Source organism: Caballeronia sp. AZ1_KS37 (assembly GCF_023631165.1).
Lineage (GTDB): Bacteria > Pseudomonadota > Gammaproteobacteria > Burkholderiales > Burkholderiaceae > Caballeronia > Caballeronia zhejiangensis.
This window is the reverse complement of sequence record NZ_JALQDP010000012.1, coordinates 63,419-87,452: the sequence shown is the minus strand read 5'-3', so window position 1 is coordinate 87,452 and position 24,034 is coordinate 63,419. Positions and strand designations below refer to the sequence as shown.

General features: G+C 63.8%; 23 protein-coding genes. 12 read left to right on the top strand and 11 right to left on the bottom strand.

Annotated features, from left to right (window positions below):
- Positions 1-95: 95 nt before the first annotated feature.
- From NCS00_RS09310 to NCS00_RS09285, 6 genes are all read left to right on the top strand, one after another.
- Entirely contained in the window at positions 96-761 is a 666-nt protein-coding gene (locus tag NCS00_RS09310) for a site-2 protease family protein (protein ID WP_008341863.1), read from the top strand.
- 4 nt (positions 762-765) lie between these two features.
- Complete coding sequence (locus NCS00_RS09305; RefSeq protein ID WP_008341861.1) at positions 766-1,968, top strand: tryptophan--tRNA ligase; 1,203 nt, start codon at positions 766-768, stop codon at positions 1,966-1,968.
- Positions 1,968-2,555 carry a class I SAM-dependent methyltransferase gene (locus NCS00_RS09300; protein WP_250439954.1) on the top strand — a complete coding sequence of 196 codons (588 nt, stop codon included), beginning with the start codon at positions 1,968-1,970 and terminating at the stop codon, positions 2,553-2,555. The genes NCS00_RS09305 and NCS00_RS09300 overlap by 1 nt, the downstream gene beginning before the upstream one ends.
- A 63-nt stretch (positions 2,556-2,618) precedes the next feature.
- Complete coding sequence (dapA, locus tag NCS00_RS09295) at positions 2,619-3,524, top strand: 4-hydroxy-tetrahydrodipicolinate synthase (protein WP_008341856.1); 906 nt, start codon at positions 2,619-2,621, stop codon at positions 3,522-3,524.
- 182 nt (positions 3,525-3,706) lie between these two features.
- Positions 3,707-4,849, top strand: a complete 1,143-nt coding sequence (gene bamC / locus NCS00_RS09290; RefSeq protein ID WP_008341855.1) for an NlpB/DapX family lipoprotein — start codon at positions 3,707-3,709, stop codon at positions 4,847-4,849.
- 23 nt (positions 4,850-4,872) lie between these two features.
- The gene (locus NCS00_RS09285) at positions 4,873-5,646 is read left to right on the top strand and encodes an MBL fold metallo-hydrolase (protein ID WP_008341854.1); all 774 of its coding nucleotides are present in this window, start codon (positions 4,873-4,875) and stop codon (positions 5,644-5,646) included.
- Between the two features lie 127 nt (positions 5,647-5,773).
- On the opposite strand, the gene NCS00_RS09280 is transcribed toward NCS00_RS09285, so the two are convergent.
- Together NCS00_RS09280 and NCS00_RS09275 are read right to left on the bottom strand one after the other, a co-directional pair.
- Positions 5,774-6,028, bottom strand: a complete 255-nt coding sequence (locus NCS00_RS09280) for a hypothetical protein (RefSeq protein ID WP_074168913.1) — start codon at positions 6,026-6,028, stop codon at positions 5,774-5,776.
- Positions 6,029-6,296: 268 nt separating this feature from the next.
- On the bottom strand, positions 6,297-7,535 hold the full coding sequence (locus tag NCS00_RS09275) for a cupin domain-containing protein (RefSeq protein WP_033535775.1): 1,239 nt from the start codon (positions 7,533-7,535) through the stop codon (positions 6,297-6,299).
- 33 nt (positions 7,536-7,568) lie between these two features.
- On the opposite strand from NCS00_RS09275, the gene NCS00_RS09270 reads away from it, so the two are divergent.
- The gene (locus tag NCS00_RS09270; RefSeq protein ID WP_008341850.1) at positions 7,569-8,117 is read left to right on the top strand and encodes an FKBP-type peptidyl-prolyl cis-trans isomerase; all 549 of its coding nucleotides are present in this window, start codon (positions 7,569-7,571) and stop codon (positions 8,115-8,117) included.
- A 43-nt stretch (positions 8,118-8,160) separates the two neighbouring features.
- Here NCS00_RS09270 and NCS00_RS09265 read toward each other — a convergent pair whose 3' ends face one another.
- From NCS00_RS09265 to NCS00_RS09245, 5 genes are all read right to left on the bottom strand, one after another.
- On the bottom strand, positions 8,161-9,426 hold the full coding sequence (locus NCS00_RS09265; RefSeq protein WP_250439952.1) for a hypothetical protein: 1,266 nt from the start codon (positions 9,424-9,426) through the stop codon (positions 8,161-8,163).
- 49 nt (positions 9,427-9,475) lie between these two features.
- Positions 9,476-12,169, bottom strand: coding sequence for a DNA mismatch repair protein MutS (gene mutS, locus NCS00_RS09260; RefSeq protein ID WP_409014100.1), 2,694 nt, complete (start codon positions 12,167-12,169; stop codon positions 9,476-9,478).
- Positions 12,170-12,391: 222 nt separating this feature from the next.
- Entirely contained in the window at positions 12,392-12,760 is a 369-nt protein-coding gene (locus NCS00_RS09255; RefSeq protein ID WP_008341847.1) for an ElaB/YgaM/YqjD family protein, read from the bottom strand.
- Between the two features lie 205 nt (positions 12,761-12,965).
- Positions 12,966-14,264, bottom strand: a complete 1,299-nt coding sequence (lplT, locus tag NCS00_RS09250) for a lysophospholipid transporter LplT (RefSeq protein WP_175982702.1) — start codon at positions 14,262-14,264, stop codon at positions 12,966-12,968.
- Positions 14,265-14,459: 195 nt separating this feature from the next.
- Positions 14,460-15,263 (bottom strand): inositol monophosphatase family protein, encoded by an 804-nt coding sequence (locus NCS00_RS09245; RefSeq protein WP_008341842.1) that lies wholly within the window; start codon positions 15,261-15,263, stop codon positions 14,460-14,462.
- Positions 15,264-15,384: 121 nt separating this feature from the next.
- Here NCS00_RS09245 and NCS00_RS09240 point away from each other — a divergent pair, with 121 nt between their 5' ends.
- Positions 15,385-16,284 carry an RNA methyltransferase gene (locus NCS00_RS09240; RefSeq protein ID WP_244807423.1) on the top strand — a complete coding sequence of 300 codons (900 nt, stop codon included), beginning with the start codon at positions 15,385-15,387 and terminating at the stop codon, positions 16,282-16,284.
- A 127-nt stretch (positions 16,285-16,411) separates the two neighbouring features.
- The gene (gene cysE, locus NCS00_RS09235) at positions 16,412-17,218 is read left to right on the top strand and encodes a serine O-acetyltransferase (RefSeq protein ID WP_250439950.1); all 807 of its coding nucleotides are present in this window, start codon (positions 16,412-16,414) and stop codon (positions 17,216-17,218) included.
- On the opposite strand, the gene NCS00_RS09230 is transcribed toward cysE, so the two are convergent.
- The 4 genes from NCS00_RS09230 to NCS00_RS09215 all read right to left on the bottom strand — a co-directional run bounded on the left by NCS00_RS09230 (position 17,215) and on the right by NCS00_RS09215 (position 19,911).
- On the bottom strand, positions 17,215-18,018 hold the full coding sequence (locus NCS00_RS09230) for a UDP-2,3-diacylglucosamine diphosphatase (RefSeq protein WP_250439948.1): 804 nt from the start codon (positions 18,016-18,018) through the stop codon (positions 17,215-17,217). The genes cysE and NCS00_RS09230 overlap by 4 nt on opposite strands.
- A gap of 13 nt (positions 18,019-18,031) precedes the next feature.
- On the bottom strand, positions 18,032-18,523 hold the full coding sequence (locus NCS00_RS09225; RefSeq protein WP_008341836.1) for a peptidylprolyl isomerase: 492 nt from the start codon (positions 18,521-18,523) through the stop codon (positions 18,032-18,034).
- A 74-nt stretch (positions 18,524-18,597) separates the two neighbouring features.
- A complete protein-coding gene (locus NCS00_RS09220) occupies positions 18,598-19,179 on the bottom strand; it encodes a peptidylprolyl isomerase (RefSeq protein ID WP_008341835.1) in 582 nt (193 codons plus the stop codon).
- Between the two features lie 54 nt (positions 19,180-19,233).
- Positions 19,234-19,911 (bottom strand): tetratricopeptide repeat protein, encoded by a 678-nt coding sequence (locus NCS00_RS09215; RefSeq protein WP_250439998.1) that lies wholly within the window; start codon positions 19,909-19,911, stop codon positions 19,234-19,236.
- Positions 19,912-20,466: 555 nt separating this feature from the next.
- Here NCS00_RS09215 and cysS point away from each other — a divergent pair.
- The 3 genes from cysS (at position 20,467) to NCS00_RS09200 (ending at position 24,022) form a co-directional block, all read left to right on the top strand.
- Complete coding sequence (gene cysS / locus NCS00_RS09210; RefSeq protein WP_250439947.1) at positions 20,467-21,864, top strand: cysteine--tRNA ligase; 1,398 nt, start codon at positions 20,467-20,469, stop codon at positions 21,862-21,864.
- A gap of 47 nt (positions 21,865-21,911) precedes the next feature.
- Positions 21,912-22,931 (top strand): DNA-3-methyladenine glycosylase family protein, encoded by a 1,020-nt coding sequence (locus NCS00_RS09205; protein ID WP_250439946.1) that lies wholly within the window; start codon positions 21,912-21,914, stop codon positions 22,929-22,931.
- 119 nt (positions 22,932-23,050) lie between these two features.
- Positions 23,051-24,022 carry an acetyl-CoA carboxylase carboxyltransferase subunit alpha gene (locus NCS00_RS09200; protein WP_008341830.1) on the top strand — a complete coding sequence of 324 codons (972 nt, stop codon included), beginning with the start codon at positions 23,051-23,053 and terminating at the stop codon, positions 24,020-24,022.
- The last annotated feature ends 12 nt before the right edge of the window (positions 24,023-24,034 follow it).

Below are 24,034 nucleotides of genomic sequence, written 5' to 3'. Positions count from 1 at the left end.
ATTAAGCGTTTGCTCAGACCATGGGCGAAATAGTGCGCGCCCGGCGCCGCCGTGCGTGTCTGATCCAACCTGCCTGCTTGTTACAATACCGCCCTATGGATGCTTCCCTGATACAGACCATCGCGGTCTACGCGCTCCCCGTGATTTTCGCGATCACGCTGCACGAGGCCGCGCATGGCTACGCCGCGCGACTGCTCGGCGACAACACGGCCTACGTTCTCGGCCGCGTTTCGATGAACCCGATGCGCCACATCGACCCGATCGGCACGATCGTCATTCCGATCGTCCTTTACTTCGTGACGAGCGGTGCGTTCATGTTCGGCTATGCGAAGCCCGTGCCCGTGGCGTTCGGCAACCTGCGCAATCCGCGCTGGGGCAGCCTGTGGGTCGCGGCGGCCGGGCCTGGCAGCAACTTCGCCCAGGCGATCGTCTGGGGCGTGATCTTCGTGCTGCTGCGGGCCTTTCACATCGACGAGCCGTTCTTCACGGGCATGGCTCAGGCGGGCATCAGCGTGAATCTCGTGCTCGGCGTGCTCAATCTCTTTCCGTTGCCGCCGCTCGACGGCGGCCGTGTCGTCATGGCGCTTCTGCCGGTGCGCGCGTCCATCGCGTTTTCGAAGCTCGAGCCGTACGGCTTCTTCATCGTGATGGCGCTCGTCGTGACCGGCGTGCTGACGCGCTTCTGGCTCGGGCCGCTCGTGAACGTCGGCTATACGGCGGTGTCGGCTATCTTGAATCCCCTCGCTTCACTATTCCCATAACATCATGTTCCCTGACCGTATCTTCTCCGGCATGCGGCCCACCGGGTCGCTGCACCTCGGCCACTATCACGGCGTGCTGAAAAACTGGGTGCGGCTGCAGTCCGAATATCCGTGCTTCTTCGCAGTGGTCGACTGGCACGCGCTCACGACGCACTACGAGACGCCCGAGGTCATCGAGAAAAACGTCTGGGAAGTGCTCATCGACTGGCTGGCGTCCGGCATCGACCCGGCACAGGCGACGCTCTTCATCCAGAGCCGCGTGCCCGAGCACGCCGAACTTTCGCTGCTGCTCGGCATGGGCACGCCGCTCGGCTGGCTCGAACGCGTGCCGACCTACAAGGAGCAGATCGAAAAGCTGCGCGAAAAGGATCTGTCGACGTACGGCTTCCTCGGCTATCCGGTGCTGATGGCGGCGGACATCCTGCTGTATCGCGCGTCGCTCGTGCCGGTGGGCGAGGATCAGGTGCCGCACGTGGAAATGACGCGCGAGATCGCGCGCCGCTTCAACTATCTCTATGGCAAGGAGCCGGATTTCGAGGAGAAGGCGCTCGAAGCGGCCAAGAAACTCGGCGGCAAGCGCTCGAAGCTGTATCACGAGCTGCGCGTCGCGTATCAGCAGGAAGGCGACGACGAAGCGCTCGAACAAGCGCGCGCGATGCTGCAGGAATCGCAAAGCCTGTCGATGAGCGATCGCGAGCGTCTGTTCGGCTATCTCGAAGGCGCGCGCAAGATCATTCTGGTCGAGCCGCAGGTTCTCCTGACCGAAGCGTCGCGCATGCCGGGCCTCGACGGCCAGAAGATGTCGAAGTCGTACGGCAACACCATCGGCTTGCGTGAGGACGCGGCGACCATCGAGCAGAAAGTCCGCAAGATGCCGACCGACCCGGCGCGCGTGCGCCGCACCGATCCGGGCGATCCCGACAAGTGTCCGGTGTGGCAACTGCATCAGGTCTACACCGACGAGAACACGCACGAATGGGTGCAGAAGGGCTGCCGCAGCGCGGGCATCGGCTGTCTGGAGTGCAAGCAGCCGGTGATCGAAGGCATTCTGCGCGAGCAGCAGCCGATGCTGGAACGCGCGCAGAAGTACATGGACGATCCGTCGCTGTTGCGCGCGATCGTCGCGGACGGCTGCGACAAGGCGCGCAAGTTCGCGACCGAAACGATGCGCGACGTGCGCGAGGCCATGGGGCTGTCTTACAACTGATGGACAGTGCGATCAGTCCGTGGGTCGCGCGCTGGGCGCATCTCGTCGCGCCCGGCGGCGCGGTCCTCGACGTCGCCGCGGGCAGCGGGCGCCACGCGCGCTGGTTCGCGGCGCGTGGTTTTTCCGTGCTGGCGGTCGATCGTGACGCGGACGCGCTCGCGTCGATGGCGGCGCTCGAAGGCATCGAAACGCTTGCCGCCGATCTGGAAAACGGCGCGCCCTGGCCGCTTTCGGGCGATCGAAAGTTCGATGCCGTCGTCGTCACCAACTATCTGCATCGGCCGCTGTTCGGGCACTTCATCGACGCGCTCGCGCCCGGCGGCGTGCTGATCTACGAAACGTTCGCGGCGGGCAACGGCAGTATCGGCAAGCCGTCGAATCCGGCGTTTCTGCTCGAACCCGGCGAACTGCTCGAAGCGGTGCGAGGGCGACTGCGCGTGATCGGCTACGAAGACGGGTTCGTCGATGCCCCGCGCCCTGCCTACGTGCAGCGAATCTGCGCGGTTCGCGCACCGCAGTCAGCGGAAAACCCACTCACGATTAGTAACATACCCCCGGGTCCGCCACGTTACGCGCTCGGCGGCTAATCCGCTACAATCGCGTAATATCGCTTTTTGCGATTAAATTCACGATTAAATTCATAGAGTTTCATGACAAACGGAACACACGGCGGCATCCAGATCCGCGGCAGTATCCCTGCCATCGTCACACCGATGCACGAGGACGGTAGTCTCGATCTGCCGGCGTTTCGAAAACTGATCGACTGGCACGTCGAACAAGGCTCGAACGGACTCGTCGTGGTCGGCACCAGTGGCGAGTCGGCCACTTTGTCGGTCGAAGAACACATCCTGATGATCCAGACGGCCGTCGAGCATACGGCCAAGCGCTTTCCGATCATCGCGGGCGCGGGCGGCAATTCGACCGCCGAAGCCATCGAGCTCTCGAAGCAGGCCAAAAAGGTCGGCGCCGACGCCACGCTGCAAGTCGTTCCGTATTACAACAAGCCGACGCAGGAAGGCATGTATCGCCATTTCAAGGCGATCGCCGAAGCCGTCGATCTGCCGGTGCTGCTCTACAACGTGCCGGGCCGCACCGTTGCCGACATGAGCAACGAAACGATCCTGCGCCTCGCGGACGTGCCGGGCATCATCGGCGTCAAGGAAGCGACGGGCAACATCGATCGCGCTGCGCATCTGATCAAGCACGCGCCGGCGCATTTCAGCATCTTCAGCGGCGACGATCCCACGGCGATCGCGCTCATGCTGCTCGGCGGACACGGCAACATCTCGGTGACGGCCAACGTCGCGCCGAAGGAAATGAGCCAGCTCTGCCGCGCCGCGATCGAAGGCGATGCGATCACCGCGCGCCGCATCCATCTGAAGCTGCTGTCGCTGCACAAGCAACTCTTCTGCGAATCGAATCCGATTCCGGCCAAATGGGCGCTGCAGGCGCTCGGCCGCATGGAAGGCGGCATCCGGCTGCCGCTCACGCCGCTCGACGCGCGCTATCACGACGTGGTGCGTGGCGCGTTGCGCGACGCCGGGCTCCTCGCCTGATCGCATGGGGCGGCGCGCCGAGTCACAAGGAATCGAAAGCCGCGCCGCCGCACGTGATCGAAATGAACCACACCTTCAGTCATCAACCGCCGCTCATTGGCCTCGACATTGGCCTCGCTGAGCCGCTCGCCTAGAGCGGGTTCGGCGCGAGGCAATGCGCATCAGCAGCAAAGAAGGACCTCATGAAACGTTCCGCTCTTCTTACTCGTGCCAAACGCCTGGGCGTGCTGTCGCTCGGCGCCGGTGCGGTCTTCGCGCTCGCGGGTTGCGACACGCTCAACGACTGGCTCGCGCCGGATCGCGTCAACTACAAGGCTGCTGAAACCGCACCCTCGCTGGCCGTTCCGTCCGACCTGACCACGGCCGACATCAGCCAGCGTTATGCCGCGCCGCCCAAGATCAACTCGCTCGGCGGCGCCGCGGAGCGAGCGGTCACGCCGGCCGGCAACGCGACGCTCGGCGTGCCGAACGCGCAGGATCCGTTCGGCATGCACATCGAAAGCGATGGCGATCACCGCTGGCTCGTCGTCGATGGCCGTTCGCCGGACCAGGTCTGGGGACCGCTGAAGGAGTTCTGGGAAGAGAACGGCTTCACGCTCAAGACCGATGCCCCGCAGACGGGCATCATGGCGACGGACTGGGCCGAAAACCGCGCGAACATTCCGAACGACTGGTTCAGGAACAGCGTGGGCAAGCTGCTCGACTTCGCGTACTCGTCGGGTACGCGCGACATGTTCCGCACGCAGGTCGATCGCGCATCCGATGGCTCGACCGACATCTCCGTCACGCACAGCGCGATGGAAGAAGTGCTGACGGGGCAGGACAAGACGTCGTCGCGCTGGGAGGCGCGTCCGCGTAATCCGCAGCTCGAAGCCGCGGTGCTCACGAAGCTGATGCAGAAGTTCGGCCTGACCGAAAAGCAGTCGCAGCAGTTGATGGCGCAAGCGCGTCCGATCGGCGCGAAGGTCGCGGTCGACCCGAGCGCGGGCGGCTCCACGCTCGATCTCGCCGAGCCGTTCGATCGCGCCTGGCTGCGTGTGGGCCTCGCGCTCGATCGCACCAACTTCACGGTCGACAATCGCGATCGCGACAAGGGCATCTATTACGTCCATTTTTCGGACTCCATGGCGGAGCTGAAGAAGGACGGCCTCTTCGGCAAGTTCTTCTCGAGCAACACGCCGAAGCCGACGCGCCAGTTCCTCGTCAACGTGAGGCCGAAGGCCGACTCGGTCACGCAAGTCGGCGTCGTCGATGCGAACGGCCAGCCGGACACGTCGTCCGATGCGCAGCGCATCGTTTCCTTGCTGCACGCGCAGTTGAACTAACGACATCCTGAAGTGAAGACATCGTGAGATTCGCCAGTCTCGGCAGCGGCAGCGAGGGCAATGCATTGCTCGTCGAGGCATCGAGCGGTACGACGACGACGCGCGTGCTGCTCGATTGCGGATTCTCCGGCAAGGAGGTCGAGCGCCGTCTCGCGCGTCTGAACTGCCGTGCCGAAGATCTCGACGCCATCGTCATCACGCATGAGCACACGGACCATATCGGCAGCGCGCTGACGCTGGCGCGCCGCTGGTCGATTCCGCTGTACATGAGCTGGGGCACGGCGCGCGCCATCGGCGCCGATGAAGCCAAGGTCGAATTGAACGTGCTGTGGGGCGATGAAAGCGTCGCCATCGGCGATCTGAGCGTGCTGCCGTACACCGTGCCTCACGATGCGCGTGAGCCGCTGCAATATGTGTTCTCCGACGGCGCGAGCCGGCTCGGCGTGTTGACGGATGTCGGCGTGTCGACGCCGCATATCACGAGCGTGCTGAGCGGCTGCGACGCGCTCGTGCTCGAATCCAATCACGATGTCGAGATGCTTGCCGCGAGCCGCTATCCGCCGATGCTAAAGGCGCGTATCGGCGGCACGCATGGACACCTGAATAACGAAGCGGCGGCGGCCATTCTCGCGTCGCTGGATCGCTCCAAGCTGCGCCATCTCGTGGCCGCGCATCTGAGTCAGCAAAACAATCTGCCGCACCTCGCGCAGGCGGCGCTTGCGTCCGTGTTGGGCGCGAGTGCGGTGGACGTCGTCGTCGCGACTCAGGCAGAAGGCTTCGACTGGCTCACGCTCTGAATCGAAGACGCCTTGCGCGCCGACCGACGCCGCAAGCAGATACAAAAGCAGATACAAAAAAACCGGCCCAAGGGCCGGTTTTTTTGTTGGCAGACCGCATGAAGCGGCCTGCGGCGTAGCGCTAGCCTTACTGGCTTGCGCCCGATGCCGGAGCGGCAGCCGAAGCGGCAGCGTCCGAAGCTGCGCCAGCAGCCGAAGCTGCGTCGCTTGCAGCGGCCGAAGCGCTCGATGCAGCAGCGTTTGCGTCCGAAGCAGCAGCAGCCGGAGCCGAAGCAGCCGACGTATCGCTTGCAGCGCTCGGAGCAGCCGTTTCGCTAGACTTGTTGCATGCAGCCAGAGCAACAGCAGCCAACAGGGATGCTACGAGGAGGGATTTCTTCATGATCACGTCCTTTTATGGTTAAAGGTAAGCAACAGCGCAAAGTACCGGTAATGTGTGCTCCAACACCGACCTGGGCCGCTGTGGAGACTCACAATTCTTTTTTATGTGAGACTTCCTACGGCTTGGCCGGAAATTATAGGCACTTTCGTAACGACCGTCGATAAATCAGGGGACGATACGTTGTCTTTCTCATACAAATTTTCATATTGCGGAACAGCAAATTTCTAGCATCTGCTGCATTCCGTGAAATCCTGTAAAGGCACGCCCGTCAAGGCAAAGCGCCCAAAAGAATCCAGCCCGCACGATACCATTCGTGTAGCAGCGCTGTCATTGTCGATTCGTCTGTAAGTGTTACAAAGCGTTTCGCCTCCAGAGACCGAGTATCGGCCAATTCAGGGAGCCACTTTTTCAGCTTCGACGACAAGACTTCCGCTTCGCCATTTACGAAATAAGAACGGGCGTTGTAGAGCAAAATGGTCTTTCTATCCAGCCTGACGCCTGTCTTTTTCGCTCGTTCTACAAATTTTTGCTCATTCAGCGCACGGTCGGGTGCATCGAACACGACGTTCGCTTTCGGCTCGCTCAGATAAGTACCCAGAAACTCCGCGATGTCCTTTTCGTTCCAGTTCACGTTCGCAAGTATCGCGCCAACGCGGTCGATCAGCAGCGCGGGCAGCGCCGCTGGATTCGACACCGGCTCCTGCGCCGGATCGCGATACCGCGCGTTGCCGCGAGCACCCTCCGATGCTTCACCGGCGCGCTCGGCGAGGTGATAGAGGAACTGAGCCGTGAGCTCGTGCGACGAGGGCGCGCGAAAGCCTATCGATGCCGTCATGCATTCGCCCTCGGCGATGCCGTCGTGTGCGATATGCGGCGGCAGATAAAGCATGTCGCCCGGCTCCAGCACCCATTCTTCCTCGGGCTCGAAGTGCTGTAAAACTTTCAACGGCAGTCCGGGTTTTAGCGAAAGGTCGCGCTGCGCGCCGATTCGCCAGCGCCGCTTGCCATGGACCTGAAGCAGGAACACGTCGTAAGAGTCGAAGTGCGGTCCGACGCCGCCGCCATCGGTCGCATAGGAGATCATCAGATCGTCGAGGCGCGCGTCCGGAATGAAGCGGAACCGGTTCATCAGCGCGTGTGCGCGGTCGTGATGCAGGTTCACGCCTTGCACGAGCAGCGTCCATTCACGCTTTTTGACCGATGGCAATTCGTCGGGCGCGAACGGTCCGTGCTCCAGATTCCACGCATTGCGAAAATGCGTGATGAGCCGTGCCTCGACGTCGTCGAGATCGGCAAGTTCGAACAGTTCGTCGCGTGCGAGCGGCGCCGCGATATCGGGAATCGCCTGCCGGATCAAGAGCGGTTTCTTCTGCCAGTAACGCCGCATGAACTGTCGCGGCGTACGGTTGCCCAACAGCGGTGTGAGTTCGTCCGGCAAAGGCGCGCGGGCATGCTCGGGAAGGCCGGAAACGGGGGACGGTGTTGCGTATGAGGGCCGCTTGGGCATCGTATAATCGAGGCTTGTATCTTGGAGGATCCAATGAAAATTGCGAAAGACACTGTCGTTTCGGTCGCTTACAAGCTATCGGATGCGCAAGGCAATCTGATCGAGGAGAGCGACGAGCCGATGGTCTATCTGCACGGCGGCTATGATGGCACGTTCCCCAAGATCGAGGAAGCGCTCGACGGTCACGAGGCGGGCTATGAAACGCTCATTCAACTCGAGCCGCAGGATGCATTCGGCGAGTACGATCCCGAGCTCGTGAAGGTCGAAGAGCGCAGCCGTTTTCCGGAGCCGCTGGAAGTCGGCATGCAGTTCGAAGGCACGCCCGAAGACGGCGATGACGATATCGACTCGCTCATCTACACCGTGACCGACGTCGCCGAAGACAAAGTGGTGCTCGACGGCAATCATCCGCTCGCCGGCATGGCGCTGCGTTTCGCGCTGTCGGTGCAGGAAGTGCGCACGGCGACGGACGACGAAATCGAACATCAACACGCGCACGGCGCGGACGGCCTGCATGTCGTCGATGACGACGAAGACGATGACGACGCACCGCCCAAGGACGCAGGTCCGACGCTGCACTGAGCGCGTCGGCCGATGAAGAAAGCGCAGCTACGGCTGCGCTTTTTTATTGCCCGTTCGTCGCGCCGGTCTCGTTCTGCACGCCCGACGCGGGCACGGGATAGATCGGCGGCAACGACTGCGGCGGCGTGAGGATCGGCGGCAGGTCGGATGCCGGCAGGGGCATCGACGGCGGCGCCGGCAGCGACTCGGGCAGGTCGTTACGCGGCAACGCGGGCGGCGCTGATGCGGGCATCGTCGGCTGAGGCGCGGGGTAAGGAGCCGGGTAGGATGCAGCTGGCGTCTCTGGTGGCGCGACCGGTTCACGCGTGCGCGTGTCCTTCACATTCACATTCACATCGCGCACGCGCAGACGAAACGGCGGATGCCACTGCGCATCGCTCTGCACTTCGAGCCATTGCGATTGCGGCTTCTTGAACGCAATCGCGACGCGCGTGAGATTCGTAACGATCAAGCCCTTGTCGTTGCGCAAAGGTTGATCGATGTGAAAGCCGTTCGGCTCGGGCGCATCCGTGCCGTGAATCACGATCACGGGCCCGCGAAAACTTTCGGCCGCTTTCACGAGGCTGCGTTTCAATTCGAGAAAGCCATCGCGCGGCTGGTTCGTGCGCGAGAAGCGCAGCCACGCGAAGCGCTCGCGCCGTTCGTAGCGCGAAAAATCGGGATCGCCCTGCAACAGGATGACGAGCGCGCGCATCTCGGAACGTCGCGCCGATTCCGCCGCGTGTTCGAGCCAGAATGTTGTCGCGACGGCGCGATCCTCGAACTCGCCGTTGCGCCCGCCCGCGGTCAGATAGTGATTGTTCGGACTCGGTGCATTCAGCCCGATGAACGCGACGCCTTGCGCCTGCCAGCGCACGATTTCCCGGAAGGTCCGAAAGCGCGCGACATCGCTTTCGCGCGAGAGCGTAAGCGGGTTCTGCCCGAGCGACCCGGCATCGGCGAAAAAGAGCTGGCGCACGAAGTCGAGCCGCTCGACCGGATCGTAGGCACCCGCATGCGCGAGTCCGCAATCCGCCCAGTCGTGCTGGCCGAGCAGCAGCACGAGCGGCGTGCGCGACGCGTCGAGCAGATCGTGCCGCGACTGATAGACGCTGTCGCGGCACGGTTCGGCGCCGTCCTTCAAATTGCCGTCGTAGACGATGAACGCGATGTTGGGGTCGCGCCCGATCGCGTCGAGCATGCGGCGCACGGGCGCTTCGTCGGCGGGGCGGGAAATGGCGCCGGACAGAACCGCGAAGCCGAGCGGCGCGCTGCCCTCGGCGCGCGCCTGCGCGATCGTGCCGCACGCGAGTGCGGCGCCGATCGCCATGACGCGCGTCAAACGTGTCGCGGCACGCGCAACGCGCGAAGTGTCACGCTCAACGCGAGGCATCCGGCGCAAGCTTCGCCAGTTCATGCAGTTCGTAGAGCAGATCGAGCGCCTCACGCGGCCGCAGATCGTTCGGATCGAGCGCGCGCAGTTTTTCCATCACCGGATGTTCGGGCGCTTCCTTCGCTGGCGCTTCATCTTCATAAGGCGTGTAAGGCTGGCTCGCGAACAGGTCGAATTGCGCGGCGGGCTGGCTGATCGACTGCTGCTCCAAATGGACGAGATGCTTGCGCGCCGCGCGGATCACGGCGCCTGGCACGCCGGCGAGCTGCGCGACCTGTAGACCGTAGCTCTGATTGGCCGGACCTTCGCTCACCGCGTGCAGGAACACGATGCCGTGATCGTGCTCCACCGCCGACAGATGCACGTTGGCCGCCTGCGCAAATTCCGCGGGCAACTGCGTGAGCTCGAAGTAATGCGTGGCGAAGAGCGTGTAGCAGGCGTTGTGCGTGAGCAGATGCCGCGCGATCGCCCATGCGAGCGCGAGGCCGTCGAAGGTCGACGTGCCGCGTCCGATCTCATCCATCAAGACAAGGCTCGACGCGGTCGCGTCGTTGAGAATCGCCGCTGCCTCCGTCATCTCGACCATGAAGGTCGAACGTCCGCCCGCGAGATCGTCGGCGGCGCCGATGCGCGTGAAGATGCGATCCAGCGCGCCGAAACGCGCGCGCTTCGCGGGCACGTAACTGCCGACGTGCGCCATCAGCGCGATCAGCGCGGTCTGACGCATGAAGGTCGATTTACCGCCCATGTTCGGGCCGGTGATGAGCAACAGCTTGCGGTCCTGGCTGAGACAACAGTCGTTGGCGATGAACTGCTCGACCTGCGCCTCGACGACCGGATGCCGGCCCTGTTCGATATCGATGCCCGCGTCGGCGCTGAATTCCGGTGCGACCCAGTCGAGCGCGCGGGCGCGTTCGGCAAACGCGCACAGCAGATCGAGTTCCGCGAGCGCGCTTGCGACGCGCTGACAATCCGCGATGAAGGGCAACAGGTTCTGCAAGAGCGCGTCGTACAGCGCGCGTTCGCGGGCGAGGGCGCGTTCCTGCGCGGAAAGCGCCTTGTCTTCGAACGCCTTCAGTTCGGGCGTAATGTAGCGCTCGGCGTTCTTGAGCGTCTGACGGCGGCGATAGTCGTCGGGCACCTTGTCGGTCTGCCCGCGCGTGACCTCGATATAGAAGCCGTGCACCTTGTTGTACTCGACACGCAGATTCGCGATGCCGGTGCGCGTGCGCTCGCGCGCTTCGAGATCGATCAGGAACTGATCGCAGTTCTCCGAAATATCGCGCAATTCGTCGAGATCGGGATCGTAGCCGCGCGCGATCACACCGCCGTCGCGAATCAGCGCGGCGGGTTCCGCTGCGATGGCGTTCGTCAGCAGATCGAGACATTCGTGCGGCGGTTCAAGCCCGGCGTCGATGCGCTCGAGCGCCGGCGCATGCGTGGCGACTGCGGCGACGAGGGCGCGCAGATCGGGCAGCGCGGCGAAGGTATCGCGCAGGCTCGACAGATCGCGCGGACGCGCCGACAGCAACGCGAGACGGCCCGTGATGCGCTCGATGTCCGAAATCTTGCGCAGCGCGCCGCGCAGCGTGTCGAGGCCGCCGCTCGTGGGCGCGTCGAGCAATGCGCCGATCGCCTGCTGGCGCGCCTGAGCGATCGACGCATCGCGCGGCGGATGATGCAGCCAGTGGCGCAACAGGCGGCTGCCCATCGTCGTACAGCAAGTGTCGAGCAGCGAGAACAGCGTCGGCGATTCGGTGCCGCGCAGTGTTTCGGTGAGTTCGAGATTGCGTCGCGTGGCCGGATCGAGCCCGATGTACTCCGATTCGTATTCGACTTTCAGACTGCGCACGTGGCGCAACTGCTGGCCTTGCGTGGCGGCGGCATAGAGCAGCAGCGCGCCGGCCGCACCGCACGCGCAGGTGAGCGTTTGCGCGCCGAAACCGTCGAGGCTCGCGACATCGAGTTGCTCTCGCAAGCGCTGCGTGCCCGAGCCGACGTCGAAGTGCCACGCCGGCACGCGCGTGGTCGCGCCGGGATGCGTCACGCCGAGCGACGCCTGAACGTCGGTGATCGAATCGGCGATGAGCGTTTCCGCCGGACGAATGCGCTCGAGCGCCGCGCTGACCTGATTCGGCGCGACTTCCGCGAGACGCAATGCGCCGCTCGCGAGATTGAGCCACGCGAGGCCGACGCTCGTCACCACGCCGCGACGGTTGTGCGCGGGGCAGAGCGCCAGCAGATAGACATCGCTCTTATCGGAGAGCAGGGCTGCGTCGGTGAGCGTGCCCGGTGTGACGACGCGCACGACCTTGCGCTCGACCGGACCTTTAGATGTCGCCGGATCGCCGATCTGCTCGCAGATCGCCACCGATTCGCCCAGCTTCACGAGCTTCGCGAGATATTGTTCGCATGCGTGATGCGGCACGCCCGCCATCCTGATCGGATTGCCGCCCGATGCGCCGCGCTGTGTGAGCGTGAGATCGAGCAGACGCGCGGCTTTCTCGGCGTCGTCGAAGAAAAGCTCGTAGAAATCGCCCATCCGGTAGAAAACGAGCGTGCCGGGATGCTCCGCCTTGATGCGCAGATACTGCTGCATCATCGGCGTGTGCTGCGACAGGTCCGCGAGCGGCGCGGCGGTGTCTGGTGAGGTGTCGGGAGTTGCCGTTTGAGTGCCCATCTTGCGTGCTTTGAAGGCCAGAATGACTAAACGGCCGGGCGCGACGTGCGCCGGCCGTCGTTCAGCCGATAGAGCATGAGTTTAACCTGTCGCGAGATGACGGCGAGTCGGCCGAATGGCCAACGAGATGTGTCTAGTCGATGTGCATCGCCCGCGCGAACGCCGCCGCCGGCACGGACGCGATGCCGTGCCGGCGGCGATTTCCGATGACGCCGGAGCGCGTCACGCGCGCCCGGCGAGATATCCGACGAGCAATGCGAGACCCGCCACCGCGCCGAGCGTGTGCCACGGCTTGTCGTGAACGAACTCGTCGGCGTAACCGGCTGCGTCGTTCAGTCTGCCGGTGAGCGCCGTGCCCGCGCCGTTCATCTGCGAACGGGCGGTCTTGAGGCGCGATTGCAGCTCCTTGCGCAGCTTGTCGGCATCGACGTCCCTTGCGCCGGAGATCGAGCTTTCCAGATCATCGAGCAGGCTGCGCAACTGGCTGCTCGCCGAATCGACCGCGTCGCTCGCACCGCGTACCGCGCGCTGGCCGACATCGGCTGCGCCATTGATCTTGCTGTCGAGCGTCGAACGTGTGAACAATCCCATTTCCATGCTCCTTTATTGACGTTTGCCGAGGAATGGATATCGCCGGGTCCTTCCGCGATGCGCCATGCGGATGCCCGCGATCGGCCGCGCCGGGCCGTACATGGCGTTACGACCCGACCCCGCCGCCGGCGTTCCTCCCATGGTTTCCTCGTGAGCCGGCGCCGGGGCATGAACCCAGAATACACCGTTCACCGTGGAGCAAGGTTCATTCCTCGACGAGCGCGACGAGATCGGTTTCGCGCTCGTTGTGCGTGTGGCGGCGCATCGCCAGCGCCATCATCAGGCACACGAAGACGCCGAACACGACGATGATCCACTGCACCGGCACCTTCTCCGTCAACAGCAAGGCGTAAGCGCCGAGCATTGCGAGCACGGCGAGATTCTGGTTGAAGTTCTGCACCGCGATGGAATGTCCGGCCGACAGCAGCGTCGCGCCGCGATGCTGCAGGATCGCGTTCATCGGCACGATGAAAAAGCCCGACAGGCCGCCGAGCGCGATCATCAGCGGATAGGCCATCAGGATGTACGCCGGCGCGAAGAGCGGACCGATATGCACGCCCGCGCCGGCGGGAAAGAGGTCCTTGTTGTAGAACGCCATCGCGACCGCGACCGCGCCGATCAGCACGCCGACCGGCAGCACTTTCAGCGACTGGCGCAGCACGATCCACGCGGACGCCGCCGCCGCGCCGAGCGCGATGCCCACGCCCGTCACGCCCTGCAGCACGGCGGCTTTGGAGAGCGACAGGCCGAGGTTCGCATCGGCCCATTTCAGCACGAGCAATTGCAGCGTGACGGCCGCGCCCCAGAGCAGCGTCGTGACCCACAGCGCGATCTGCGCGAGCTTGTCCTTCCACAGCACCATGAAGCAGCGCGAGAAATCGTGGACGAGCTTCGTCGGTTCGTTCAGCAGATTCGGATAGCGCGCGCCGGTATCGGGGATGAATACGTTGATGACGGCCGCCGACGCGTAGATCACCATCACGGCGAAGAGCGCGGCGTGCGCGGCGCTGCTCACGAACGGCAGATGCGCGTGCTCGACCCAGCGCCCGACGACCTGGCTCACGAGCGCGCCGCCGATCACGGTGCCGAGAATCGTCGAGCCGACCGTCGCCGATTCGAGCCACGCGTTCGCCGCGATCAGCTTTTGCGGCGGCAAGAGTTCGGTGAGAATGCCGTATTTCGCGGGCGAATAGGCCGCCGCGCCGAGGCCGACGACGCCATACGCGATCATCGGATGCACGCCCGCGATCATCATCGCGCAGCCGGCCGCCTTGAGCGCGTTCGACGTGAACATGACGTGGCGCTTCTGGATCGCATCGGCGAATGCGCCGACGAATGGCGCGAGCAGAACATACGAAATCGTGAAGAAGATCTGCAACAGCGGCGTGACCCACGGCGCGGAATGCACGACGGCGAGCATGGCGATCGCCGCGATCAGGAGCGCATTGTCGGCGAGCGACGAAACGAACTGCGCGGCGATGATCGTATAGAAGCCTTTCTTCATGAGCGGGAATAACGTGGGGCGCGGCGCGCGGCGTGAGAGCGGGGCGGGCGGAAGAAAGCGCGCATCGCCGTTGCCGGAACGAGGGCAAAGCTTGCACTGTAACGGAGCCCTGCATTCGGTGCAGAGCAGGCGGCGCGCCCGGGATGCGGAAGAGGTCAAACAAAAGGGGCGCAAGACGCGCCCCTTCGATGCAGCTTATTCGCCGGTCAGGCGCGTGCGCGAGTACATGTCGAGGATCTTGACCATCTGCGCGTAGACCTTCGGATTGGCGGCGACGATTTCGTTTCTGAACAGGAAATCCGATTCGCCGGTGTAGTTGCCGACGAGTCCGCCCGCTTCGGTCACGATGAGGCTGCCCGCCGCCACATCCCACGGATGGATGCCTTGCTCGAAGAAGCCGTCGAGACGGCCGGCCGCGACGTTCGCGAGATCCAGCGCCGCCGCGCCCGGACGGCGCAGCCCTGCGCACGACAGCGTCATTTCGCTGAAGAGGCGCATATAGGCGTTCAGACCCTGGCCGTCGCGGAACGGGAAGCCGGTGCCGATCAGCGCATCCGACAGACGGTCGAGCTTGCCCACGCGAATGCGTCGCTCGTTCAGATACGCGCCGCGGCCGCGCGATGCGGTGAAGAGGTCGTTGCGCGTCGGATCGTAGATGACCGCCTGCTGCACGACGCCCTTGTGCGCGAGCGCGATCGACACGCAGTAGTACGGAAAGCCGTGGATGAAGTTGGTGGTGCCGTCGAGCGGATCGATGATCCACTGAAACTCCGACTCGCGATCCGTCGCGCCGGATTCTTCGGCGAGGATCGAGTGATCGGGATAGGCGGTGTGCAGCGTCTCGATGATCGCGGCTTCGGACGCCTTGTCGACTTCCGTCACGAAGTCGTTGTGCTGTTTCTTGCTGACCTGGAGACGATCCAGATCGAGCGACGCGCGGTTGATGATCTGTCCGGCGCGGCGGGCGGCCTTGACAGCGATATTGAGCATCGGATGCATGAGCGAAATCCTCTGACCGCCCAGCAGCTTCGTGTGGACGGGAAATTGGCGACAACGACTATGTCGACGAAAGACGAATTGAATAAGAGCGGGGCGTTCGCGCGAAGGTTCTTTGGAAGCCATGCAAGAACCGTTCGCCGCGCGCGAAGGCGCCATTTTACCCGAAAGTGGCCGCGCGGTTCCGGCGCATGGCCAAAGCGCGTTAACATATCGGGTCGCACTTTCTTCAAAATTCAGCACGAACCGCGCCTTGGAACCCAACGAACTTTCCGCGCCCGCCGGCGGCTTCACGTCGACGCGCTTCATCCTTGTCGAGCCGAGTCATCCGGGCAATGTCGGCGCGGCCGCCCGCGCGCTCAAGACGATGGGCTTCGCGCGCCTCGTCCTCGTCGCGCCGCGCGTGACCGACGTCAAGAACGAGCCCGAAGCCATCGCGATGGCCTCCGGCGCCGACGACGTGCTCGCGTCCGCGCATGTCGTCGACACGCTCGCCGATGCGCTCGTCGGCGTGCGCTGGTCGGTCGCGCTGACCGCGCGTATGCGCGAATACGGGCCGCCGCAGATGCCGCCGCGCGCGCTCGCCGAACGCGCGCATGAATTCGTGCGCCACGGCGATATCGCGCTCGTGTTCGGCAACGAGCGCACCGGGCTTTCCAACGCGGACGTCGAAAGATGCAGCGCGCTCGCACATATTCCGGCCAATCCCGCCTACAGCTCGCTCAATCTCGCGCAGGCCGTGCAGGTGCTCGCGTATGAACTACGCGTCGCGTTCCAGACGTCCGCGAGCCCGCTTGCCGTGGTGGAATCGGCGGGGCAGAGCGCATCGAGCGATGAAATCGAAGGCATGTACGCGCATCTCGAAGACGCGCTCGTCGCGCTCGATTTTCTCGATCCGGCCAATCCGAAGAAGCTGATGTCGCGCGTGCGGCGGATGTTCGCGCGTTCCGGGCTCGAGCGCGAAGAAGTGAATATTTTGCGCGGCATCGCGAAGCACATCCTCCTTCGGACGAAAAAGGACTGACCGCGCTGGCGTCGGGGGCATCGGGCAGACTGCGCGCGCTCGTCCTACAATCGGCGAAAAACGGCGAACGCCGATAAGCTTTGCGCGATTCGTGCAAAGCACTCGTCCCCCTTTCAGAGACATCGCCATGTTCGACCGACTTCGCGAAGACATCGCCGCCATCCGCGAGCGCGATCCCGCCGCCCGCAGCGCCTGGGAAGTCGTCACCTGTTATCCGGGGCTGCACGCGATCGTCCTGCATCGCATCGCGAACGCGTGCTGGCGCGGACAGTGGCGCTGGCTCGCGCGGTTCGTGTCGCAGATCGCGCGCTTTCTCACCGGCATCGAAATTCATCCGGGCGCGACGCTCGGACGGCGCGTGTTCATCGATCACGGCATGGGCGTCGTGATCGGCGAGACGGCCGAAATCGGCGACGACTGCACGATCTATCAGGGCGTGACGCTCGGCGGCACGTCGCTCACGCGCGGCGCGAAACGTCATCCGACGCTCGGGCGCGGCGTGATCGTCGGTGCGGGCGCGAAGGTGCTCGGCGGCTTCACGGTCGGCGCCGATGCGAAGATCGGCTCGAATGCGGTCGTCGTGAAGCCGGTGCCGGCGGGCGGTACGGCGGTGGGCAATCCGGCGCGCATCGTGATGCCGGCCGTCGCGAAGAAGCCATCCGATGAAACCGCGAAGAGCGGCTTTTGCGCTTACGGCATTACGCCGAACGCGGACGATCCCGTGTCGCTCGCGATCCACGGGCTGATCGATCACGCGTCGACGCAGACGCAGCGCATCGACGACATCGTCGCGGCGCTCGAACGGCTCGGCGCGCGCGTGGAAGCGCTCAACGCCGCCGATGGCGCCGCGCTCGTCGATCTCAAGCGCCTGTGCACGTCGATGGATGGCAAGGCGGCGGACGAGCGCGCCGCGTCGCTCGAACGCGCGAGTTAAAGCGGCAGCGGGCGCACGCCTTCTTCATCGACGCGCAGATAGCCGCCGCGCGGCGGGTCCGCGTCGAGTTCCCAGTCGGGCAGAACCCAGCGCACGCCTGCGACTTCGCGATGCATCGCCGGACGATGCGTGTGGCCGTGAATCAGCGTGTTCGTGCGGCTATTGATGAAGAGTTCCGCGACCGCTTTCTTCGTCACGTCGTACTTCGCCTTGACGCCGGTGGTCACGCGCGCGCCCTCGCTTTTCGAGCGCATGCGCTGGCCGATGCCCAGGCGCGTGTCGAGCGGCAACGCCAGAAAGAGCCGTTGCGCGAGCTTGTTGCGCGCGAACGAGCGAAAGCCTTGATAGGCGCGATCGGCGGTGCACAGGCCATCGCCGTGGGCGAGCACGATGCGCTTGCCGAACGCGGTGATGACGAACGGATCGGGCAGCGGCAGCGCGCCTGCATCTTTCATGAAGCGCTTGCCCAGCAGGAAATCGCGATTGCCGTGCATCACATATAGGCCGATGCCGCGTTCCGAGAGCGTATGCATGAGGCGCGTCATGCGGCGCGCGAAGCTGGCGCGCGGGTCGGTCGCGGGGCCGTCGAGAATGTCGTCGCCGATCCAGAACTCGAACAGGTCGCCGAGGATGAAGACCGAATCGGCGTCGTTCGCCGTGACCTCGATGAAATGCTCGAAGGCCGCAACCGTTTTCGGAATCGCTTCGGAAAGATGCAGATCGCCAATGAAAAACAGCGGGCGCGCGTTTTTCGCTGTGCCCGCTGCTTCGCGATCGAATGAAGTCTTCGTATCGATCATGCAATGACCGTGATCAGACCACGACGGCCTTCTCGATCACCACGTCGTCGACCGGAACGTCCTGGTGGAAGCCCTTCGAGCCGGTCTTCACCTTCTTGATCTTCTCGACCACGTCCATGCCTTCGACGACCTTGCCGAACACGGTGTAGCCCCAGCCTTGCGGCGTCGGCGACGAGTGGTTCAGGAAGTCGTTGTCCTTCACGTTGATGAAGAACTGTGCAGTCGCCGAATGCGGGTCGTTCGTGCGCGCCATCGCGATCGAGCCGTTTTCGTTCTTGAGGCCGTTGTTGGCTTCGTTGTCGATCGGCGCATCGGTCGGCTTCTGCTTCATGCCCGGCTCGAAGCCGCCGCCCTGGATCATGAAGCCATCGATCACGCGATGGAACACGGTGTTGTCGTAATGACCCTTCTTCACGTAGTTGAGGAAGTTCTCGACCGTCTTCGGGGCCTTGTCGGCGTCCAGTTCAATCTTGATGACGCCGTGGTTCGTATGCAGTTCGACCATGATGATGTTCTCTCCATTGTGTTTGATTGAGCCCTGGCGCAGCGCGCGCCAGGTCAGCGACAGGCGCTTACGGATTACTGCGGGACCACGGTGGCCGACTCGATCACGGTCGGCTTTTGCGGCACGTCCTGCATCGGGCCGCGCGTGGTGGTCGGGCTGCCTTCGATCTTCTTCACGACGTCCATGCCCGCGACGACCTTGCCGAACACGGCGTAGCCGTTGCCGTCCGGGCTCGGATAGTCGAGACCCGCATTATCGACGGTATTGATGAAGAACTGCGCGGTGGCCGAATTCGGATCGCTCGTGCGCGCCATCGCGAGCGTGCCGGTGGCGTTCTTCAGACCGTTCTTGCTTTCGAGCGGAATCGGCGCGCGCGTCGGCTTCTCGGCGAAGCTCGTGCTATAGCCGCCGCCCTGGATCATGAAGCCCGGAATCACACGATGAAAGATCGTGCCGCTGTACTGACCGGACTTCACGTAGTCGAGAAAGTTCGCGACCGTCTTCGGCGCTTTCTCGGGATACAGCTCGACCTTGATGTCGCCTTGCGTGGTCTTGAAGAGCACGGTGGGGTGCGCGGCCTGCGCGTTCGGCTGCGCTAACGCAGGCGTGGTCGCGATCAGGGCAGCGCTCGACAGCGCCAACATCAGGAATTTCATGAAGGATCGATCCTCGTGTGGTGAATGCAAACAGTCGGCCGCGAATGCGCCTGCTTATGGCTGCGCTTGCGGCGCGACGTATGGCGTGGCCGGCAGCGGGCTCGTCGGGCCGCCGAACGGCGCGTAATCGTCGGGACCGGGCATCGTCTGCGAGGCGGCTCCGGATGCCGGCGCCCATTCGTCCGCGGCCGGACTTGGCGCAATTGCCGCGCCCGTTCCCGATGCGCCTTCTGCCGCGCCCGCGCGCTTCTTCGGCGGGTTGTAGATGTTCTGAATCGCCGTGATGCGCTGGCGCGTGAGCGGACTCTTCGAGCCGAGCGATTGCGCGCGCTTGTACGACTCGCTCGCGAGACGAAGATAAAGATCGCCCAGGTTGTCATAGGCGAGCGCGTAGCCTGGATTCGCCTTGACCGCGGTTTCGAGCGCGACGCGCGCATCCTCGTAGCGGCCCTTCTTCGCATAGAGCGCGGCGAGGTTGTTATACGGCTCCGGCAATTCTGGATAGGCTTGCGTGAGCTCGGTGAAGGCGGCGATGGCTTCGTCGTCGCGATTCAGGCGCGCGAGCACGGTGGCGCGCTTGAACTTTGCCTGCACGTCGCGCGGGTTGCTCGCGATGCGCGCATCGAGTTGTGTTAGCGCGGCGTTCCAGTCCTTGCCCGCGATGGCCGAATCGATCTGCGGCGTGTCGTCGCGAGTTGCGGCAGAGGTCTGCGCGAGCGCGGCCCCGGACATGCCGACACATGCGAAGCCGAGCGCCGCGATGGCGAGCGTCCGGGAAACGAGCCGGCAAGAGAGTTGCAGAGGCGTGCGCGCGTGGCGATGAGTCACTTGGAATCGAGTCAATGAATGAGGCGGCGAAAGAAGCCGTGGAAGCGGCGAAAGGGACGGCGAGCGCCCGAGCACGCGAAGGCGTGCGAGCACTGGATAACGAGCGGAAATGCCCGATGCGGCGTCGTGTCCGGCAAGGCTTTCGGCCCGGCCCGGAGCGCGGCTTGCCATGCCCGCCGCGCGGCCGCTTCGAGATTTCATAGGCTCAAGTCCCGGTGTTATACTCCGACCCATTCTAACAAAAGGTCTGCACGTCCCGCGCACGAGTCTTGCGCCTGGATCTCCAGGCGAGCATCTCGCGCCGACTCCAGACTGTCTTTCGCCACTCGTGGCCGTCTCCGTCCTGGTCGCATGACCGTCGTGTTCGCGCTCGCGTGTGGGTCTCTTCGCTCCCGCGCGTATCGCTCACGGCGCTCGCTGCCCGGCACACGGTTGATTCCGGCCCATGCTTCGCCTTCTATGAACTCGCTGCGCATCTACAACACGCTCGCGCGTGACAAGCAAACCTTCACGCCGCTTCGCGCCGGCGAGGTACGCATGTATGTCTGCGGAATCACCGTGTATGACTACTGTCACGTCGGGCACGCGCGCATGTTCGTGGTGTTCGACATCGTTCAGCGATGGCTGCGCGAGACCGGCTACAAGGTGACTTACGTCCGCAACATCACCGACATCGACGACAAGATCATTCGCCGCGCGGTGGAGAACAACGAATCGATCAAGTCGCTCACGCAGCGTTTCATCGAGGCGATGTATGAGGACATGGACGCGCTCGGCGTCGCGCGTGCGGACATCGAGCCGCGCGCGACCGAGTTCGTGCCGCAGATGCTCGGCATGATCGATGCGTTGCACGCCAACGGTTATGCATATCAGGCCAAAGACGGCGACGTGAATTACTCGGTGCGCAAGTTCGCCGACTACGGCAAGCTGTCCGGCAAGTCGATCGAAGACTTGCGCGCCGGCGAGCGCGTCACGGCCAACGACGCCAAGGAAGATCCGCTCGACTTCGTGCTGTGGAAGCAATCGAAGGCGGGCGAGCCGGAAGACACAGGCTGGAACTCGAAGTGGGGCCGCGGGCGTCCCGGCTGGCACATCGAATGTTCCGCGATGGGCTGCACGTTGCTCGGCGAACAGTTCGACATCCACGGTGGCGGCATGGATCTCCAGTTCCCGCATCACGAGAACGAGATCGCGCAAAGCGAAGGCGCAACCGGAAAGCAGTTCGTGAACTACTGGATGCACAACGGCTTCGTGCAGATCGACAGTGAAAAGATGTCGAAGTCGCTCGGCAACTTTTTCACGATCCGCGAAGTTCTTGAAAAATTTGATGCTGAAGTCGTGCGCTTCTTTATTGCGCGGGCACACTATCGGTCGCCGCTGAATTACAGCGACGTGCATATCGACGACGCAAAGAACGCGTTGACGCGCCTATATACGGCGATGAAGGATGTCGAGCCGGACAATCAGCAACTTGACTGGAGCGAGGCGAACGCGCAGCGTTTCCAGTCTGCGATGAACGACGACTTCAACACGCCGGTGGCCGTGTCGGTGTTGTTCGATCTCGCGAGCGAAGTGAATCGTACGCGCGATGCCGCGCTCGCTCGTCAGCTCAAGGGTCTTGCGGGCGTGCTCGGACTGCTTCAGCGCGAGCCGCGTGCGTTCCTGCAGCGGGCGAGCGGCGCAGGCTCGAGCGAGGGACTCTCGCCGCAAGAGATCGAAGCGAAGATCGCCGAGCGCATCGCCGCGAAGCAGGCGAAGAACTATGCCGAAGCAGACCGGATTCGCGCTGCATTGCTCGAAGCCGGTATTGCGCTTGAAGACAAACCGGGTGGGTCGACCGAATGGCGCCGCGTTTGAGCGCGGCCCTTCGAACCCTCTGATCGACTCACCAGGCAGGAGGCAAGATGGCAACGGCCAGGAAGACGCCGGTCAAGCGACCCGCGTCTGTCAGCGATGCGTCGGGCGCAACGAAGCGCGCGAGCAGCGCACAAACGAAAGTGAACACGCAGAAGATCGATGGCGCAGGTGGGGCGGCCGGCAAGACGGCGAAGCCGGCGCGCAGCGTTGCGCTCAAGGCCGCGAAGCCGGAGACGGCAACGCGCCTGAACGGCGCTGCGCGCGCATCGAAAGCGGGCACGGAAGAAGCCGAAGCGTCGCCCGCGAAGGGCAACGGCCGCGCGGTCGCAGGCGATGGCGCGCGCGCTCAGGCGCTGGTCGCCGAACGCGGCGAAGTGGTGCGCAAGTCGCGCGTCGTCACATCGGATGCCGCGGTGCCCGTGCAAATCGGCGGACTCACGCGCGAAGCCGTTCGTCCCGACTACTGGGACCGCGCGTGCGCAGATTTGATGCGACGCGACCGCATACTCAAGAAGCTGATTCCGAAGTTCGGCGAGATTCATCTCGTCAATCTCGGCGATCCGTTCTCCACGCTCGCGCGTTCCGTTGCCGGCCAGCAGATTTCGGTGAAGGCCGCGCAGGCGATCTGGGAACGGGTGAAGGGCGCATGTCCCGAGGTTCATCCGGCGCACTTCATCAAGCTCGGTCACGAGAAACTGCAGGCGTGCGGCTTATCCAAACGCAAGGCCGAGTACATTCTCGATCTCGCGCAGCATTTCGAATCGGGCGCGCTGCACGTCGACGCATGGACGTCGATGGACGACGAAGCCGTCATCGCCGAGCTCACGCAGATTCGCGGCATCGGCCGATGGACGGCGGAGATGTTCCTCATCTTCAATCTGTCGCGCCCGGACGTCCTGCCGCTCGACGATCTCGGCCTGATTCAGGCGATCAGCGTCAACTACTTCAGCGGCGAGCCGGTGACGCGCAGCGAGGCGCGCGAAGTGGCGGCGAACTGGGAGCCGTGGCGCACGGTCGCGACGTGGTACATGTGGCGCAGCCTCAATCCGATTCCGTCAGATCACTAAAATAACCACGCGAAAAGCGCGCGCTATCGTTGCTTTATAATCGATAGTTCACGCGCGAATTTTTGAGGGGCGGACGCGGTTAGAATACGCGCTGCCCGATGTTCCCAGGACTCGAACATATGAAGACCACGTTTCTGGATTTCGAGCAGCCGATCGCTGAACTCGAAGCGAAGATCGAAGAACTCCGCTTCGTTCAGGACGATTCCGCTGTCGATATTTCGGAAGAAATCGAGCGGCTGTCGAAGAAGAGCCAGCAGCTCACGAAGGATCTCTACGCAAACCTGTCGCCGTGGCAGGTTTCGCAGATTGCGCGTCACCCGCAGCGTCCGTACACGCTCGATTACGTCAGCGAGCTTTTCACCGATTTTCATGAATTGCATGGCGACCGCGCATTCGCGGACGACCTCGCGATCGTCGGCGGCTTCGCGCGCTTCAATGGCCAGCCGTGCATGGTGATCGGCCATCAGAAGGGCCGCGACACGAAGGAACGCGCGCTGCGCAACTTCGGCATGCCGCGTCCGGAAGGCTATCGCAAGGCGGAGCGCCTGATGCGTACCGCCGAGAAGTTCAGCTTGCCCATTTTCACGTTCGTCGATACGCCGGGCGCGTACCCGGGCATCGGCGCGGAAGAGCGCGGCCAGTCGGAAGCCATCGGCCGCAATCTCTATGTGATGGCGGAGCTCAAGACGCCGATCATCACGACGATCATCGGTGAAGGCGGCTCGGGCGGCGCGCTGGCGATCGCCGTCGCCGATACCGTGATGATGCTGCAGTTCTCCACGTACTCGGTCATTTCGCCGGAAGGCTGTGCGTCGATCCTGTGGAAGAGCGCGGCGAAGGCGCCGGAAGCGGCCGAAGCGCTCGGCCTCACGGCGCATCGTCTTAAGGCGCTCGGTCTCATCGACAAGATCGTGAACGAACCGCTCGGCGGCGCGCATCGCGACGCGAAGGGCATGGCCGCGCTCCTGCGCCGCGCACTCGCCGATTCGCTGCGTCAGTTCCAGGGCATGAGCGTCAACGACTTGCGCGAGCGCCGCTTCGAAAAGCTGATGGCGTACGGCAAGTTCAAGGAATCGCTGCCGGGCGCGTAATCCGTTCCCGTC

Bases quoted from the DNA above. Each gene is read 5' to 3' on its own strand.
- NCS00_RS09310 (WP_008341863.1), top strand. From the start codon at position 96: ATGGATGCTTCCCTGATACAGACCATCGCGGTCTACGCGCTCCCCGTG.
- NCS00_RS09305 (WP_008341861.1), top strand. From the start codon at position 766: ATGTTCCCTGACCGTATCTTCTCCGGCATGCGGCCCACCGGGTCGCTG.
- NCS00_RS09300 (WP_250439954.1), top strand. From the start codon at position 1,968: ATGGACAGTGCGATCAGTCCGTGGGTCGCGCGCTGGGCGCATCTCGTC.
- dapA (WP_008341856.1), top strand. From the start codon at position 2,619: ATGACAAACGGAACACACGGCGGCATCCAGATCCGCGGCAGTATCCCT.
- bamC (WP_008341855.1), top strand. From the start codon at position 3,707: ATGAAACGTTCCGCTCTTCTTACTCGTGCCAAACGCCTGGGCGTGCTG.
- NCS00_RS09280 (WP_074168913.1), bottom strand. From the start codon at position 6,028: ATGAAGAAATCCCTCCTCGTAGCATCCCTGTTGGCTGCTGTTGCTCTG.
- NCS00_RS09275 (WP_033535775.1), bottom strand. From the start codon at position 7,535: ATGCCCAAGCGGCCCTCATACGCAACACCGTCCCCCGTTTCCGGCCTT.
- NCS00_RS09270 (WP_008341850.1), top strand. From the start codon at position 7,569: ATGAAAATTGCGAAAGACACTGTCGTTTCGGTCGCTTACAAGCTATCG.
- NCS00_RS09265 (WP_250439952.1), bottom strand. From the start codon at position 9,426: ATGGCGATCGGCGCCGCACTCGCGTGCGGCACGATCGCGCAGGCGCGC.
- mutS (WP_409014100.1), bottom strand. From the start codon at position 12,169: ATGGGCACTCAAACGGCAACTCCCGACACCTCACCAGACACCGCCGCG.
- NCS00_RS09255 (WP_008341847.1), bottom strand. From the start codon at position 12,760: ATGGGATTGTTCACACGTTCGACGCTCGACAGCAAGATCAATGGCGCA.
- lplT (WP_175982702.1), bottom strand. From the start codon at position 14,264: ATGAAGAAAGGCTTCTATACGATCATCGCCGCGCAGTTCGTTTCGTCG.
- NCS00_RS09245 (WP_008341842.1), bottom strand. From the start codon at position 15,263: ATGCATCCGATGCTCAATATCGCTGTCAAGGCCGCCCGCCGCGCCGGA.
- NCS00_RS09240 (WP_244807423.1), top strand. From the start codon at position 15,385: ATGCAAGAACCGTTCGCCGCGCGCGAAGGCGCCATTTTACCCGAAAGT.
- cysE (WP_250439950.1), top strand. From the start codon at position 16,412: ATGTTCGACCGACTTCGCGAAGACATCGCCGCCATCCGCGAGCGCGAT.
- NCS00_RS09230 (WP_250439948.1), bottom strand. From the start codon at position 18,018: ATGATCGATACGAAGACTTCATTCGATCGCGAAGCAGCGGGCACAGCG.
- NCS00_RS09225 (WP_008341836.1), bottom strand. From the start codon at position 18,523: ATGGTCGAACTGCATACGAACCACGGCGTCATCAAGATTGAACTGGAC.
- NCS00_RS09220 (WP_008341835.1), bottom strand. From the start codon at position 19,179: ATGAAATTCCTGATGTTGGCGCTGTCGAGCGCTGCCCTGATCGCGACC.
- NCS00_RS09215 (WP_250439998.1), bottom strand. From the start codon at position 19,911: ATGTCCGGGGCCGCGCTCGCGCAGACCTCTGCCGCAACTCGCGACGAC.
- cysS (WP_250439947.1), top strand. From the start codon at position 20,467: ATGAACTCGCTGCGCATCTACAACACGCTCGCGCGTGACAAGCAAACC.
- NCS00_RS09205 (WP_250439946.1), top strand. From the start codon at position 21,912: ATGGCAACGGCCAGGAAGACGCCGGTCAAGCGACCCGCGTCTGTCAGC.
- NCS00_RS09200 (WP_008341830.1), top strand. From the start codon at position 23,051: ATGAAGACCACGTTTCTGGATTTCGAGCAGCCGATCGCTGAACTCGAA.